At 37.5% G+C, this 17,005-nt stretch carries 13 protein-coding genes; 1 reads left to right on the forward strand and 12 read right to left on the reverse strand.

The features are described from left to right. Window positions 1-35: 35 nt before the first annotated feature. Together IUZ65_RS10235 and IUZ65_RS10240 are read right to left on the reverse strand one after the other, a co-directional pair. Window positions 36-860 carry a DUF2797 domain-containing protein gene (locus IUZ65_RS10235; RefSeq protein WP_195703628.1) on the reverse strand — a complete coding sequence of 275 codons (825 nt, stop codon included), beginning with the start codon at window positions 858-860 and terminating at the stop codon, window positions 36-38. Window positions 861-995: 135 nt separating this feature from the next. Beyond that, window positions 996-1,532 (reverse strand): EamA family transporter, encoded by a 537-nt coding sequence (locus tag IUZ65_RS10240; protein ID WP_195703629.1) that lies wholly within the window; start codon window positions 1,530-1,532, stop codon window positions 996-998. Between the two features lie 471 nt (window positions 1,533-2,003). Here IUZ65_RS10240 and IUZ65_RS10245 point away from each other — a divergent pair, with 471 nt between their 5' ends. Continuing rightward, window positions 2,004-2,273 carry a hypothetical protein gene (locus IUZ65_RS10245; protein WP_195703630.1) on the forward strand — a complete coding sequence of 90 codons (270 nt, stop codon included), beginning with the start codon at window positions 2,004-2,006 and terminating at the stop codon, window positions 2,271-2,273. Here IUZ65_RS10245 and IUZ65_RS10250 read toward each other — a convergent pair. From IUZ65_RS10250 to IUZ65_RS10295, 10 genes are all read right to left on the reverse strand, one after another. Further along, a complete protein-coding gene (locus tag IUZ65_RS10250) occupies window positions 2,260-3,276 on the reverse strand; it encodes an AraC family transcriptional regulator (protein WP_195703631.1) in 1,017 nt (338 codons plus the stop codon). The two genes, IUZ65_RS10245 and IUZ65_RS10250, sit on opposite strands and share 14 nt — an antisense overlap. 838 nt (window positions 3,277-4,114) lie before the next feature. Then, window positions 4,115-4,900: a DeoR/GlpR family DNA-binding transcription regulator gene (locus tag IUZ65_RS10255; RefSeq protein ID WP_195703632.1), complete on the reverse strand. Its 786-nt coding sequence runs from the start codon at window positions 4,898-4,900 to the stop codon at window positions 4,115-4,117. Window positions 4,901-5,158: 258 nt separating this feature from the next. Further along, window positions 5,159-5,956 (reverse strand): metallophosphoesterase family protein, encoded by a 798-nt coding sequence (locus tag IUZ65_RS10260; protein WP_195703633.1) that lies wholly within the window; start codon window positions 5,954-5,956, stop codon window positions 5,159-5,161. Between the two features lie 14 nt (window positions 5,957-5,970). Continuing rightward, window positions 5,971-6,783: a carbohydrate ABC transporter permease gene (locus IUZ65_RS10265; RefSeq protein ID WP_195703634.1), complete on the reverse strand. Its 813-nt coding sequence runs from the start codon at window positions 6,781-6,783 to the stop codon at window positions 5,971-5,973. Then, entirely contained in the window at window positions 6,780-7,652 is an 873-nt protein-coding gene (locus tag IUZ65_RS10270) for a carbohydrate ABC transporter permease (protein WP_195703635.1), read from the reverse strand. Before IUZ65_RS10270 ends, IUZ65_RS10265 begins: the two co-directional genes overlap by 4 nt. 26 nt (window positions 7,653-7,678) lie before the next feature. Beyond that, on the reverse strand, window positions 7,679-8,956 hold the full coding sequence (locus tag IUZ65_RS10275) for an ABC transporter substrate-binding protein (RefSeq protein ID WP_231363584.1): 1,278 nt from the start codon (window positions 8,954-8,956) through the stop codon (window positions 7,679-7,681). Window positions 8,957-8,998: 42 nt separating this feature from the next. Beyond that, window positions 8,999-10,054: an ABC transporter ATP-binding protein gene (locus tag IUZ65_RS10280; protein WP_195703636.1), complete on the reverse strand. Its 1,056-nt coding sequence runs from the start codon at window positions 10,052-10,054 to the stop codon at window positions 8,999-9,001. 542 nt (window positions 10,055-10,596) lie between these two features. Next, the gene (locus tag IUZ65_RS10285; RefSeq protein WP_195703637.1) at window positions 10,597-12,513 is read right to left on the reverse strand and encodes a fibronectin type III domain-containing protein; all 1,917 of its coding nucleotides are present in this window, start codon (window positions 12,511-12,513) and stop codon (window positions 10,597-10,599) included. Window positions 12,514-13,350: 837 nt separating this feature from the next. After that, window positions 13,351-15,255 carry an N-6 DNA methylase gene (locus tag IUZ65_RS10290; protein ID WP_195703638.1) on the reverse strand — a complete coding sequence of 635 codons (1,905 nt, stop codon included), beginning with the start codon at window positions 15,253-15,255 and terminating at the stop codon, window positions 13,351-13,353. After that, complete coding sequence (locus IUZ65_RS10295) at window positions 15,255-16,985, reverse strand: AAA family ATPase (RefSeq protein WP_195703639.1); 1,731 nt, start codon at window positions 16,983-16,985, stop codon at window positions 15,255-15,257. The genes IUZ65_RS10290 and IUZ65_RS10295 overlap by 1 nt, the downstream gene beginning before the upstream one ends. Window positions 16,986-17,005: the final 20 nt, after the last annotated feature.

Genomic DNA, 17,005 nt, shown 5'->3' on the forward strand with positions numbered 1-17,005 from the left:
AATTCGGGTTAACGATTCGAATTCTATATTCCTAGCTAAGCGCTCACTTCAATCTCATAAGAAGTAAACTTACGAATGTTAATCACGCCAGTATCAAAAATTAGATACTGGCCTTTAATGCCTTGCAATATACCTTTCACTTCGGGGTTTTTATCAAAGTTATGTGAAGTAATCTTGGTTGGATGAGCAGTCACTGGATAATGTATCTCGGTCGTCAACTCGGTTAACACCTGTATCGCATCCGCTCCAAACTGCTGCTTAATTTCCTCTACTTTGTCGGTTACCAAGGGAAGAAGTTCTGCAAATTTGTCAGATAAATCCATTGCATCACCGTCTTGCTTTAATAAAGTCCGCCAATTGGTTTTGTCTGAGATATGTTTCGCAAGTTCAATCTCGATCAATCCCGATATATAACGAGTTTTTACTTTGAAAATAGGTAGACCTTGGGTGGCCCCTTGATCAATCCATCTTGTCGGAATTTGGTTGTGACGCGTAATACCGACCTTTAAACTAGAGGTATTAGACAAGTACACATAATGGTCAATCATGCAGTTCTCTTCACCCCATTGTGGCTCACGGCATGTACCTTGATCGTAATGGCATGTTTCAGGTTTCATAATGCACATGTCGCAACTAGCCAGCTTCCTCATGCACACAAAACAGTGGCCTTGCGAGTAGCTTTTTTTCGTCTTTTTACCGCATGAACTGCAGAAAATATTACCTGTGTGAGTAAGCGTTATCGCTTGACCTATGTATGGATTGAGATCAACCTCTGAGTCTCCAACAGGTAAACGGTAAAACACCGCGTCTCCCAGATTGGCGCGCATTTTACTCAAGGTTCCTTTCGCTAAAATAGACATGTCCTACCTACTACTTTTGTCATTAAGAATATTCATTGATTGAATTGTAGCAAAGAAGCATTGCTCATAGGATTATCTAATCACATTATTCTATTGCTTTGGCTTTACATACCTTTATCTCGAGAAAGTTCTTTATTACCCGTTTTCAGAAATCTTACACGGCTCTTCACTACAAATGACTTGAACAACGTTAGCTTCCGTCACTTGAGCCTGCAACGCTTCTGCATCAGATTTCTGTTTATTACCTAACGAAAAAAGAACCACGGTTAATAGAGCAAAAGCAAACGCAGCCCAATGGTAAGAATTAAATGTCTCTTTGAATAAGAACAACCCTACAATCAACGATGTGGTTAATATAGATAAAACGGCATACACCACGTAACTAGAAGTGCCATAACGAGAGTACAGAAGGTAAAAGCCAAGGTATGTAAAAAAGAGTCCTATCCCACCAATGATCACCCACTGCCAGTTTTCTTTAAAGACTACGTCATATCGGCTACTACCGATAAATGGCGCTATAACCACGGCTAATATCACACAAATAAGTGAGGTTAAAACCATATATGACAATGGCCCCTCTTCAATGACTACTTTTTTTTGCCCCGCAGCGAACATCGCATTGCCCAATGCGCCAATAGTCGCAAAAATTATTACCCCAAATAAACTTGACATTATACCTACTTAGAAAGTGTTATGAGCTATTGACTAATAGCGATTGGTCACGTGATTATTGGTGGATTATAACCTTTTTATCGTCATATAATACTGACATAACAATATGTCACATTTTTTATTTAAAACATCGCAAAAGCCATTGATATTAAAGTAATAAATTGGAGACAATTTAACAAGGAGAGCCTCTTTAGGCTCACTTTGTACACCTTAACTTACTGACCTAAAATGACAAAACCCCAGCATTTCTGCTAGGGTTTTTGATGTAGCGGTGAGTGAGGAATTCGAACTCTCGATACGTCAAAAACACCCATCATACCTCGCATTTTCAATGACTTACTTTTACCTAAAGGATTTTCGCCAACATGTTTTACTGCATCATGTATCGACTCTGAGACGAGCTGCATGATTTCAGTATCACAGTTATCCTGTAAGGACAGGCACTTTATTAAACAGGCACCGGTTAGATTGATGAGCTACATAGAATTGGTGGACTGGTCAGGAAAAACCCTGAGAGTTGGTAAGGCAAGCATAAATAACCAATCACCACCTATCCTAGAAAAGCTTAATCTGCCCCAGAAAGACTGGCTGACAGCCTGTACTCAGTTAGTGCCTTTTATGGTGCCTGTCCTTTTAAATTTTTCTTTTAGATTTTTTTTAGATTTCACTAAAAACGCACTAATCGCCGTGATGCAACTTAACCTCGGAAGTTTAAATATGGGAAAATTCAGTTCACGTTAATAGAGTGTCGCACCGGAGTATTACCAAACCATCTTCTGTAGGCTTTGTAAAAGCTGCTGACATCTTTGAAACCGAGACGATAGCTTACTTCTGATATACTTAAGCCTGTGGAGTTTAGCAATTTTTTTACTCGGTACTTGCGAAATAGGTTTACTATACCGGTATAATTAGTCCCTTCCGATTGCAACCTCCGGAATAATGTTTGCCTACTGACATACATTTTACTGGCCACCTGTACGGCACTTGGGACACCTTCTCCAGAGTCAAACGATTCTTCTAGTATTTTCTTCACTTGAACTTCATATGTCGCTTGCCCAGATAGCCTATCAATTGTCTCTAATGCCTTATGTTCCATGATCCCCTTTAGCAAAACACTACCGCTCTCAATCGGTAAGTCCAGTAATTCTAAGGGGAACACCAGACTATTACTTGAGCTTCCAAAACTCAAACTAACACCAAAAAGTTCTTCATATTTCTCTATATTTTTAGGCTTATCGAAAGAAAACGTCGCACTTTCTAGTATAAATGGATGTCTCGATAGGCTGCGAACCCAGCATAAGAGTTCGCTTATACTCCTTTCAATAGCCATGACCGGATAATCCTTCGTTTTGGTTATGGCGTACGTTAAGTAACAGAGTCGACCTTCTATTTTTAGATCCCAGTATTCCGATGCATTCATTAGCGATATATTATTAATAAAAATATTTAAAGACTCACCAACGCTACAAGCCTGACTTGCCCAGCTAGTTAGAATACCCTTTGCTCGAGGGTTTACTCTTTTGCCTAACGTTAAACCAATATCGCGATCAGGATGCAATTTATCGAGTCTGTTCCAAATATCAATGATAATAGATTCTGATATGTATGCTTCGACATCGAGAGTGTATAAGTCATCACATGGACATCTCTCTCGCTCTTTAGCAGAGCAAAAATTATCACATTCATCTACAAGGTTGATAGCAGATGCAACTGACACCTTACCGTCAAACATTATTTGTTTCATAATAAAAGCCTTCGATAAAATGCCTCTAACTCATTATTATTCCTTCATATATGAAAACCAAATACATTAGCGATAAGTAATTACGAGTCGCATAACAATTAAGTAAACTTTAACGCTGTGCACCCAAATGAAACATTAGGTGTATACAAGTTTTTTTGAAGATAATTATGAATCAGTTCATTGTTGTTTGGACAATGAGTTTGTTTATTGTTTAGTCATAATTAACGTTAAAACATAACCCACCCAAAGTCAATCACAAGCACTCACAAACACGCTCAATACGTCATGAAAAATGCCGCTTAGCCGTTTGCGAGGACACATATTTAATGACACATAACTACCAACTTGCATTACACAAACGCCACAACAAATAGCTTATAATATTAGAACTTTCACCTAAAATTTCGTATCAGTGCGCTTAGCGCTAACTGTAGTATCAATATCTCCCTCAACTCTGTCGCCAACAACCACTATCTTTTAGACGTACCTATCAATAAAGATAAGTTCGATTTACTAACCGTGTCTAGGGCCATTGAACGTTGGTCTTTGCTAAACGCAAAGACCAACATCATCTACAATTTTTAGCTGAGAAGCCAAGGATTAAAGGTGAATCAGAATGACTTTAATTACCGTCGAACAGTAATGTGAGCGTGTGTGTACCTCACCTATCCTAAAAGTCCAACTTGGCTCAAAAAGAATAACTGACAGTCTGTAGTAAAATGGAATGAAAACGTACACTTCTAGTTGCCTGTATAGAGATTTTTCCTAATCGACTTTACCTAATTACAACGGACTCAGATACAAAACTATAAGCTAAATATAACCGCTTTATTTTGTCCTACCCTCCGGCATAAATAACTTTCATCGGAAACTTAGCGAGTTTATCTCTCATTTCATTACTTATGAGATTACTGGTTATGACACCATCAATTTGGTCAAATGTTGCAGAACTGAAAAATGCTTTCGCATTGAATTTGCTATGGTCGGCCAATACATAATTTTGTTGTGAGACCGCAATAACTTCACGTTGACTCTGACGATAAACATCACTACGCAAACTAATTTGTTGACGATGCACATCGACCCCAGAGGTACACAAAAAAGAAATATCAAAAGACAAAGATCGGATCACATCAACCGCTAAAGTTCCTACAAAAGAATCATTTATTGCCAAATATGAGCCACCGATTAAATAAAATGACATAATACCACGTCGAAATAACTCATTTGCAACGCCCCGGCAATTGGTGACATAGATACAATTCATATTTTTTGGTATCACGGAAGCCAGTTGTATAGCTGTAGTACCAGAATCGATAAATACCGTTTGTCCCTCAGAAATCAAAGTGCAAGCTGCTTTACTTATTTTTAGTTTTTCTTCTACATTAGTTATGGATCTATCTTCGTTTGAAGAATCCTCCGAAACCATTAAGTTAGCGACAGCACCACCATATGTCCGAGTCAACGTCTTTTTACCTTCTAGTGCCACTAAATCTCGTCGTATGGTTGCTTCAGAGACACCAAATAGGACCCGTAATTCACTAAGTTTAACTGATTGATTTTCATCAATAAGATTAATTATTTTTTTCTGTCTTGCCGCAGCAAAGTGATAGTCATTTGACATTATTTATCCTGATATTTACCATTTCCATTCCGAATCCAATGAAATTTATTGATGACTCGTTACTATAAACTTAGATTTATAATCACTGCTATTTATTACAGCGCTGTCTAGTCACAATGTTGGATACTCGATCTAACAACACAGAGATTGTTCATCTTTCATAATACCTTTGAATTTAACCAAATGTTACAAATATGGTTTCAATAAATACGATGTTATAGAACAGGCCTCTTCCATGATATCAACCATCGTCTTAGCCTATCCGTAATTTCGATAATCAAAATTTACATAACGCGTGCTAACCACATGGCTATCATCGTCATCTATTGAATGAATATAATAGGCGTAAGGTTCATTCATTATCTCTTGTTGGCCTGTACCAAACGGCACAGCATTACCTAATTGAAAGCATGGAGCACCCGCTATATAACAATTAGCTCCTCGCCACACTGCCTGAAATGGCTTATGGATATGACCCGATAATATAATTATTTTCGAAGATGTCTTCTCTATAACATCACCAAAAGCAATGCGCCCAGATAACTGTATTGTTTCGTCATAACCAGAAAAGCCAGTTACAAACGGGGGATGGTGCATAAGTATTATATGTCGAGAAAACTTTCTACTTTCTAGTTTTCCTTTTATCCATGCAAGCTGTAATTCCGATAATTTACCGACATCCTCCCCTAAAATTTGAGAGTTTATTCCTAATAATCGAACGCCATTAATGTCTATGTGATAATCTGAAAAGCCATTAATATGTTGTGTATCGTTGTATTTAAAAACTTCTCCCAACGCCATGGGGTCATCATGATTTCCAGGCACTACATATACTGGGATACTTAGTACATCTAATAAGTCTTTTAATTGCTTATAAGAACTCAAATCTCCAATTTGAGTCAAATCACCTGTGATGGCAACAAAATCTAAATGTTCCTCAATACTTTTAATGTCTTCCACAAGCATTTTTAACGCAACAATCAAGTTTTTTCTCAAAATGGGAAAATCGCTGATATTTAAGCAGAAATGTAAGTCTGAAATATGAACAAATCGCATCGTTTATCCTATAGTTATTTAATGCCAGCACGCATAAAGTTAACAACAAATTGACGTTGAAAAATTAGGAACAAAATTATCAAGGGCGCTGTAGTAATCAAAGTGGCAGCATTGACTAGTGCCCATTCCACACCACTTTCAACGGTCGAAAAGACACTGAGACCGACAGTTACAGGCCTCACCTCTGGGGAATTGGTTACAATCAGAGGCCAAAGAAAATTATTCCACTGAAAGCTTATTGACACCAACGCATAAGCTAAATACGTCGGTTTAGCTAACGGCACATAAACATCCAACAATACCCGCCATGTGCTTGCGCCCTCTACTTGAGCAGCCTCATCTAATGATATAGGCACAGTTTTAAACGTTTGCCGTAATAAAAATATTCCAAATGCTGATGTAAGGTAGGGCAAACTGATACCAAAAATGGTGTCGGTCAGGCCCATCTTTGCGAGAGTACTGTAATTTTCGACGATCAAAATGTCCGGTGTAATTAGCAGTTGTACCATAATAAATGAAAATAACAGACCAGCGCCTGGAAATTTATACCTAACAAACGCATAAGCAACCAATGTACATAAGATTAAGTTGGCGACCAAAATAATCATCGTTAAAATTATTGTATTAACAAAATACTGGAAAAATGAAGCCGATCCCCAAGCGGTTATAAAATTTTCTAAGGTAAGGGGGGCATTCCAAGTAATGTTTCCTGAGTATTTCTCTTCATGAAATGCAGCCCAAAGCGAATATATAAATGGAAAAACCCAAACAAAGGACAGACTGATCGCCAATGTTAAATACGCTATTCTATTAACTGTATTTTTCATTGATAATGTGCCTTTTTGTCTAAGATTTTGAATAATATAAATGCCATCATGCCAAGAAAAACCACCATAAATACAGTGAGTGTTGACCCATAAGCGAAATCACGATATTCAAACGTCACCTTATAGATATAAAATAAGAATAATGCACTACTATTACTTGGCCCTCCATCAGTCATTACCATTATGTGGTCTATAAGTCTGAATGAGTTAATCAACGCATTGACAGCAACAAAAACCGTAGTGGACTTTAACAGAGGCATCACCACATCAAAAAATATTCTTATTGCACTCGCACCTTCAACCCTTGCGGCCTCTTTTAAATTGGTAGGGATTGCTTGCAGAGAGGCAAGGTAGAAAATCATAAAAAAACCTGATTCTTTCCAAATTGCCACTACGATAATTGACCATAAAGAAGTATTGGTATCACCTAAGAAATTAATTGACGCGAAGCCAAAATATTGCATAACTTGTGATATTAATCCGATGCCTGGCGCGTAAAAAAACATCCAAATATTAGCAACAGCAATCATCGGTAGCATCGTAGGTAAGAAGAAGGAAAGGCGCATTAAACTAGTACCTTTAATCTTGGAATTCACTATTAATGCCATTCCAATTGAAAGCGCTATCGACACTGGAATAGTGACCAATGCATAGACCGCATTGTTCCATAATATATGCATCAATACATCATCGGCCAACAGTGTTTGATAATTTTCCAAACCAATAAATTTTGAAGGCCTGCGACTTGTACCAGCATTCCAAAAAGAATGAATAAGAGAATTAATTGCCGGATAATAAGTAAATACAACCAATAAAGAACATGGCAACAGCAAAAAAATAAACGCTAGAGAAAGCTTTAGGCTTTTCATAATTTCTCCTTTGATTAACGTTTCGCTTACTTATAGTCTTTCAAAACAGCATCTGCTAGTTTCTGGGCATTTGCCAAAGCCTCTGCAGGTGTTTTTTGACCGCCAACTGACGTTTCAATTGCATCAATTAGAAACGAAATTACTTTACTACGTTGGAATGAGGAGAATTCACGGCCAGCAACGACCAATTGATCACGTGCCACTAAAGCATGCGGAAACGTTAAAGAATAGTCAGTCATTGTCTTCGTTTTCCAAGTGTCTGCACGTGGCGCAATATACCCAGTAGCAATAGACCATTTTGCAGCACTTTCAGGAGAGGTCATGAATTTTATAAAATCCAATGACGCTGCTTTTTCTTCATCGGATATCCCATCAAAAATATAGAAATTTCCGCCGCCAACCGAAGCGCCAGGTCCTCTACCTCCTGGCATAAAACCAACACCCCAATCAAAATCAGCATTATCACTAACGAATTTTAGATTACCAGTTGAGGTCCACATTGTGGCCGTATTGCCTTCAATAAATGCTTTAGGTGTGTCTCCCCATGAAATGCCGCCCTTAGCCATAACCTCTTGTTCAGCAAGCTCTAGTATAAACTCTAAAGCACCAACTGCTTCAGGTGTATCTATATGGACATCAATACCATTATCAGATGACAAATGGCTACCATTGGAGATCACTAACGCACCGAAAAGCCAAGCGCCACCGCCACCAAGTGTCGGAATACGAGTCCCCCACTGAATAACGTGACCGTTATCGTCTTTAATGGTGAGCTTTTTGCCCATATCTATCATTTCCGTCCAATTTTTAGGTGGCGTATTGGCGTCTAGACCTGCTTTTTTAAATGCAGATTTATTATAATAGAGTACAGGTGTAGAACGTTGGAATGGCACGCTGTATGTTTTACCTTCAAACATCGCATCTTTCATAAACCCTTTATAAAAGCCCTCTAGCCATTCCTTGTCTAATTCACTATTTGCCATATCAGAAATGGGGATAATAGCTTCCTCTTCAATAAGAGTAAAAATATCCGAAGCAAGTAAAATGGCGACATGCGGTGGAGAGCCCGCTTTTGCGGCGGTCAACGCTTTTGAAGTGGTTTCACGATAGTTACCAGTATAAACTGCTTTTACTAAATGTTGCGGATTTTTCGCTACCCAATCATCAACCAACTCATTGATTGTTTGGACCGCTGGTGCATTTACACCTACTGGAAAAAAAAATTCCAGATCAGTTGCAGATGCAGATGCAGTTGTCATGAATGTCGTCATTAAATAGGTCAATACTTGCTTACAATTGTGCACTATTCATCCTCTTTTATAATCCATTTGAATTTATTTAGTCCCTTATACTCTGATGAATCTTTTACCCGTGTTTTTCGAGAAAAAATGTAAAGCATCCTCATTGAATTCCAAATTAACTTCTGATCCTACTTTGACATTACTCAATTTTGGAACTGAGACAATGGTTCTCTTCCCATCACCTATATCAACAATGACCAATGAGTTTACCCCTTCATATTCAACACTCTTAATTAAACCCTTAATCTTACTTTGGCCTTCTTCCTTCTTTATTAGTATGTCTTCTGGTCTGATTCCAACTTGTAAATTACTCGCATATGGTTGCTTTGAACCCAAATGCACCCGGCTAATTTTGTCTGCTTCAATCAGGTTCATTGGCGGTGTACCAATAAAACTGGCTACAAAATCATTCTGAGGGGCATTATACATTTCGAATGGCGTTCCAAATTGAGATACTTCTCCCCCATCCATTAACAAAATCTTATCTGACATCGATAATGCTTCACTTTGATCGTGTGTCACGTATACCATTGTGAGGCCAAGCTCCTTATTTAACTCTAGTATTTCGCTACGAATTTCAACCCGTAATTTAGCGTCTAAGTTAGAAAGCGGCTCGTCCATCAAAACAAGTTTGCGATTTGCTACCAATACACGTGCAAGTGCAACCCGTTGTTGCTGCCCGCCTGATAACTGACTAGGCAACCTATTTAAAAGTGAGTCTAACCCCATTAATTCGCTAACACGGGCAAGATTCTTATTCTGTAACTTGGCAGGTTCCTTACGTATATTCATGCCATATAGAATATTTTTACGAACACTCATATGGGGAAAAAGAGCGTAATTTTGAAATACCATTCCAACACCGCGTTCCGATGGTTCTAAGCCTGTGACGTCTTTCCCATCAATCAGAATCTTGCCCGACGTTGGTTGATCTAACCCCGCGAGTAATCTTAAAGTGGTACTTTTTCCACAACCAGAGGGGCCAAGTAGAGTCAAGAAAGTGCCCGCTTCAATGTCAAAATTAATATCGTTCAGAACATTGAATTCTCCTTGATCTTTTTTAAGACCTGAAACTTGTAACCTCACTCCTGTACTCGACATTAAAATGCTGCTCCAATTTTATTGAGAAACTCCTCAATAATTAACCATAAAACATAAGCCACTTTTGGTCAATCACGAGCAACCACAAGTGAACACAAACAATCAACAATCAACAATCAACAATCAACAACTATTTGGACATTTTCGAATCCTATGATGTCATGAGAAAAAAGCTGGTATGCGAAAATTATGTAGCTTGTGATAAAGTTGCCACGAGATAAAGTAAACGCATAGTTGCTAGAATAGGTAATCCATTATAGTCAACCGGTGCCTCGCGGTTACACTATGAATTCGCTCCAAGAATAAACATGCCAGTTTATTAAAATAGCCATACGACGTGATGATTGACCACAGTTGATTGCATTTAAAATTAGTAATTAAACAAGCTCGTAGATGATCAGGATTGGACTTCATTTATTGGATAGTTAGAAAGGTTCTACACTTATTATGGGTATTGAAACAACCCGGATGATTGGGCCATTAAAAACGGGCAATAGCCTTGAAAGATAGCCATAGCCCGTTGTGATATTTAGAGAGGATACCTATTTGATTGAGAACTCGTCAAATAGTTTTACTTCTGAATCAAGCTCTGTGGGGTCGAGTACGTAACTTTTCACTGTACCAGTGCCTGTGTCCAGAATCGAGAACACGGATAATGTGTTACTAGTGACAAATGGCAACTTGGGATAGTCTTTGTTTTCAATACTCATCGGACTAAATTCACTTGGGAAGCTCATTACTCGCCCTTGCGGATCGCCATTTGCTGGGTAGTTTTTGGCCGACCAACGTGGACTTTCAGAATTTACATCATCCCAAAAATTAGCAGTTCTATTCCGTACATCGTCAGTGTATTCACCGCTTTCATCTACGTAATACGCACCATAAGAATTCCCTACGTTTGAACTTTCTAAATAATGCATATCATCCACTTGCGCTCTATTCCATAAGTGAGAGTGACCGATATGAACTAGATCAACATTATTTTTAAGCAACAGCGGCTCTATATCGTTCAACCAAACATCTTGATCTAGCGGGTATTGATAACGCACTTCGCTGACACTGTCTAACATTGGTTGTACGGTGTTTTTCCAAGTGTCTGGGCTTAGTGGGAAAGTAAGCTCAGTAATTTCTTCTGCACCATTTGCGCCTTTTTTCACTAGTTGCATAACTGGTTCTGATAATACAGGAACCGTGTTATCACCTAACCCAAACACACCTTGGTGTGCCATAACAACTTTGTATTTTGCCTGCTTATATTCATCGCTTTGCATTACAGATTTAAGCCACGAATATTGCTCCGAATCTTTATCAAAACGCTCAAATATGAACTCCCCAAAGCCCCACTTAGATGGGTCTTGTAAAGTACTTAAACCCTCAACGAATTTAGATTTACTTTCTCCCGAAACATCCCATGAGCGCCATATACGTGATACGTTCATTGAGATAATAAAGACGTCTCCAAATTTGGCTGAGAAGTACTCTTCACCACCTGGCCCATCATTTGGAAACGAGAAAATATCTAAAAAGCTCTGCTGGTTATTGGAATGATCAGCAATCCATTGAGATTTTATATCAGCATCATCATCTGGGTTTACGTCTGCTTTTACTTGCTCGTAAACAGTCTCTGCATACCATTCTGGCTGTGGATCCGTGAAACTACCATTCAGGCTGTATCCCTTTTCGTCAGGTAAGTATCGCCCCATTACTTCGTGGTTCCCTATGGTGCCGAATAAAGGAGCGTGTTGCAGAATTTCACCGCCGTTATATGGTGAGCCTGGTAAATATTTTTGATAGTGGCCTTGTAAAGCAGGGAAAAAACCTGGGGCATTATCTTTAGCTTGATCAAACCACTCAGATGCACGATCAGCCACGTTCACAAAATCACCTGCGAATAACACGGCATCAGGAGTACCCACAGTTTCAACGACCTTTTGGTAGTTCGCTACTACGTTCTTTTTCGATTGCAAATCGGAAGTAAGCAATATTGTTAATGCTTCACCTTTAGCTGGTGCAGGTGCCAATGTGTACGTGCCACTCGTAAATTCAAAGCCGTCGCCATCCGTACTAGAAATGGAATAATCTATGCGAGTACCTTGCGTCAGATCTACCGCTGTTGCTTCATGACGATAAACAGAGCGATAAGAAAGCTTGTCGTAGGTTTTACCAAATTGCTTTGAAGATTCGTCTTCCATCATGCGTTTAAGCTGAGTAGTGGTCACGTCAGAAGTAGATTTGTCACCATAGGTCAATATATGTTCACTACCTTTAAAATTACTAAACCATACAACATTAACAGAATTATCAGTTGGCAATTGCAAAAAAGGGTCAGTTAGAAGTGCGTGATCAGGGTTGACCTTTACAGGAACCTTAGAAGGGGTTTCAACGGCTGTACAAGCAGAAACTCCAGCAATTAAGCAAATTAGCCCCAAAGGGCGAGACATCGGACATATGATTTTCATTTTCTCTCCAGAAATTAATAGTCAATAAAATTTCGTGTGGCATAACGATTAAGTAAACTTTTAACGCTGTACACCCAAGTAGAACGTTGGGCTTGTACAAGGTTTTTCAGCACAATTAAAAATTATGTATCAGTTGATTGAACAATAAATTTTATCTTTTGTTGAGCTGTCAACTCGTAATTAACGTTAAGACATAACCAACCCAAAGTCAATCATAAGCATTCACAATCGCTCACAGTCGCTCATTAAAAGCCGAAAACAAGTGCGAATAGGAGCAAATCTAGCCGCTCGCACGGACAGAACCTTTTAAAAAATTCTACTTTTTACCGATTCCAATCCTGTCTAGAACCCACGTGTTTTACGAGACTTTATGGATTTAACGACGGTTTTACGGGCGAGATTTTACGAGGACAGGCACTTAAAAGCAGGGGGTAATGATACGCACAGTTTTACTATATCTCGAGCGGCGGGAGGGGTTGTTTACCCACTTTGGAAAGGAAGCATAACGTCAATAAAATTCAAAGAACCGAACTAGAAAGCACGCTAAGTTTTACAAGTAAATAAGCGACAAAGAGAACCTTCTTAGGCTCACTTTATACACCTTAACTTACTGACCTAAAACGAGAAAACCCCAGCATTTCTGCTAGGGTTTTTGATGTGGCGGTGAGTGAGGGAGCCTACCAAACACTATATCCATTTGAAAATTAACGAGTTATGGCAAGTCGACTTTCGGGAATATACACTTTGTCATACATGGTGTTTTTGTGAGATAGGTCAAGTTTATCTAAATGCTATTTAATAATCATATCAAACCCCAGAAAATTTAATTTAGTAAACTTAAATTTGAAGAAGATGAGAATTCAACCCATTTATCAAAGACTCTCCTCTACTACTAAGTTGCTTCACTAATTCATTTTGTAATGTAAGTTCTTTGTCTAACTGAGATAGCCATTCTTCAAGCTCTACCTGCACTTTAAGTGGCGGTAGTTTTACATCAATATTCTTAACTTTAGTAACAGTAAGGTGAGGTTGTGCCGTCCCTGATGCTAACCCCCTTAGATCTTTATTCGAAAGTAACCTTGCTAAATAAGGAGGATAAACTCGATCTAGGTCGATGCATTTAAGTACTATCGAATTATTGGTAACCCAAATATCTCCTTCAACATAATGTACATTCCCACACAACCCCCCTACACGCCCTACAATGATAAACTCACCCGAATGGATGAAATCGTCATAATAGCCGATCACGCCATTTCCGCCATAAACTTCATAGCGACCTTCATCTATGAGTTTACCTGCAGCTAGCGGCACAGTTTTAAGTGATGTAACTAACTCCCCGACCTTAACCTTGGTGTACTTATAAGTTTTGTTAGCATTAGAGATACTAAATTGAATACTTCTAATCTTATTGCTAATGGAATTTATTTTATCTGAAATTTCGCTACCAATACTATCAATACCAGATAAAGATTCAAAAAAAGAATCAAAATCATTAAAATTCGTATTCGCTGTCGCTCTTTCTAGTACATTGTAGTCAGAGCCTATTTCATCAATCGATATTAACCATGAGTTTTCTGATTCTTCTTTTACTTTCTCTTTTTTAAAAAAATCATCAAAATCACTTATTTGTAACTTTTTATTCTTAGTTAATTTTTCTGTTTTATTTAATTTATAGAGCCAAACATTCCCGTTAGATCTAGTGCGAGAGAAGAAAATTATAAATAATTTAACACCAGTGTATGGAAGCATTACCCCCGATGGCAATGATAAAATGCACTCTACATTGAATTGATTGAACAATTCTGACTTTAGATGTTTTGACTGAGCACTAGTGTCGTAAATAAATCTTTCAGGTAGTATGACTGCAGCCCTACCATCAACTCTAAGTGAATGCATTACATGCCTTAAAAATTTATAATCAACAAACTGTTCTGGTTCAAATCCATTAAAGCAATCTTTATTGTTTTTACCAAACGGTGGATTAGTCAATACAATATTATAGAATTCATTAGAATTACTGTTATATTTACTTTCTGATATTTTTAATGAGTCAGTAAGTCTAATATTAGATTTTATACCACTGTTTATTATCAGGTTAACGCTCGAAACAATAAAAGCAAAAAATGATATATCATTACCATTAAGAGTATATGAACAAGAATTGTATACATCATTTACCTTAATATATTTATTAGCTTCAACTAAGAAGCCTGACGTACCACAAGCAGGATCATAAATATCATCACTACAATTTGGTTTCAGGTAAGAGACAACTACTTCAGAAATAACTTTAGGTGTATAAAACTCTCCAGATTGAGAGGACTCTAACACCATCTTCTCAATCAATCCGCTATATACGCCCCCTAATAATTTAAGATCAAAATCATTATTAATATTATTTAAGAATTCTGAAAGTAAATAAAAAACCTGATTATTATCTACCTTTAGTATAAAGCTATCTAAAGAGTTAAGGAGTAACTCCTCAACACTAGGATTGTTTCTTAACAAATGGCAATCAAATCTACTATTACGAACTACATTGTGGCAATCTAATATAAAATCTTTTTTATTGCTAGTATAAATTTCTATATGTCTATTTTCTCGCAATACATTTACCTGAAGATAACGCAAAAAAATAAAAACCGACATAAACTCAATTGCTAGAGCTGTATTTTTTATTTCTCTTTCTCTTTTTAGGAGTAAGAACAACTTATCAAACAAACGTTTTATTTCACTCATTACAAATTGCTCACTAAAAAATTATACATATTTTCTATATCGATACTTATCTCTGTTTCCGGAATTTTGGCTACATAAGATATAAGTTTGCTTTCATCTAGACCAACCCCTGCGGTATCAATCAACCCTGAGATATATTCTTTAACGTCTAAAGCTCTAATCGCATCATTGTCTCCTGGGTTACCAGCACGTAGATGGTAATCTGCAGGAACTCTACCATTATTAACTTCACCAATGAGGCCACTATCTGAAAGTGCTGTATACGAAAGCAAGTAAGTTTTGATCTCTCTTCTTCTCCAAGCTAAAAAATGAAGCCTTAGTTGCTTATTATTACCTTTTGCTTTTTTTATTGCATCTCGACTTCTCTTTCCGACTACAGACACACCATTATCATTAAAATCAATCAGTGCTTCATCTTTGTCACAAATTAAAAATATATTTTCTGTTACTCGGTTGGATTCTGAAGCCAATAACGATTCGATCCAATCAAATTTTTTCTTACCTAGTTCTTCGTTGCCACCACCACAACTAGACTCTTGTTTTATTACATAAAAGCTAGAAAGTTGGGATATATCTAATCCTTTTCGGTCAGCCAATGCTAAAAATATTGTCCAATCATTATAATCATCCATTAAAACTATGTTCTTCAATTTACTACATATATCAAACTGAACAGATTTCATTCTAGATAAATTTGATAGCCTTTCGATTACAGCTTTGACCTTTCCTTCTTCCTTAATCAAACCTTCTTCAACTATCTTTAGATTTTCAAATCTATTCTTAGGTGAAGTGATCGAATCCAGTAGATGAGTAGTTGTAATCGCGGATCCTTCAATTGAATGCAAAGCCTCCCATAAATTTTCAATATTTTTATAGTGTAAATGAGAATCTACTTCATCTAGTAAAAACAGTGTATTCTCACTATCGAACAAGTCTATCAAGGAGTATAAGAACAGTATTTGATACTCCCCATCACTAAGATCATTCAAAGTGAGTCCATCTTTAAAGATTAGGCTCATTGATGAGCGATTGAAAAAATAGTTATTATCAGCAGCCTGAGTAAAAAATGTTACTTTTTCATCAAAAAAGGCACCGTCTTGCTCTTGAAAGGATGGAAGAAAAAAATTCTCATAATTAATAACAACCTCTTGTTCCGTTAATAGGACATCAAAGTCGTAAAGTTCATCCACGATTGTGCTGACAAAGCTTTCTAATGTCCTATGATAAGGAGATGTTCTAAAAGTACCTTCTATACCTTCTTCCTCAGCTCTTAACGCATCATTAATTCGATTGATATAAGGCTGTTCTATCTTAATAGAAGCAACCAATTTACTTGAAATATCATCTACGTCTCCATCAGATTGCTCAATATAGTCCTTGTTAGCTAAAAACCCTCTAACACGCCCATTACCACCCATTGATGCTAGAAAGATTAAAAGGCTAGACCAAGACTTATCGTAATAGCAACAGCCTAATGTTAAACCTCTATTCGCTTGTCTCTCGTTAGCTAAATGGTCTGAAAAGTGCCTGGAGAACTTCTCATTTTGTCCAGATGAAAAACAAACAACTTTCTTTCCATAAAAATCACCATTCTCCAATCGTTTGTGAAAAATAGATTGAAGGATTGAAGATTTGCCAGCACCATTCTCTCCAATTAATGCAGATACTTTCTGGAAATTTATGTGTTGTTCTCGAGTACACAGGTTATTCTCTGGTAATAGAAGGTCCATCTTTTTTATTCCTACCTAGC

The organism is Vibrio sp. VB16 (assembly GCF_015594925.2).
Classification (GTDB): domain Bacteria; phylum Pseudomonadota; class Gammaproteobacteria; order Enterobacterales; family Vibrionaceae; genus Vibrio.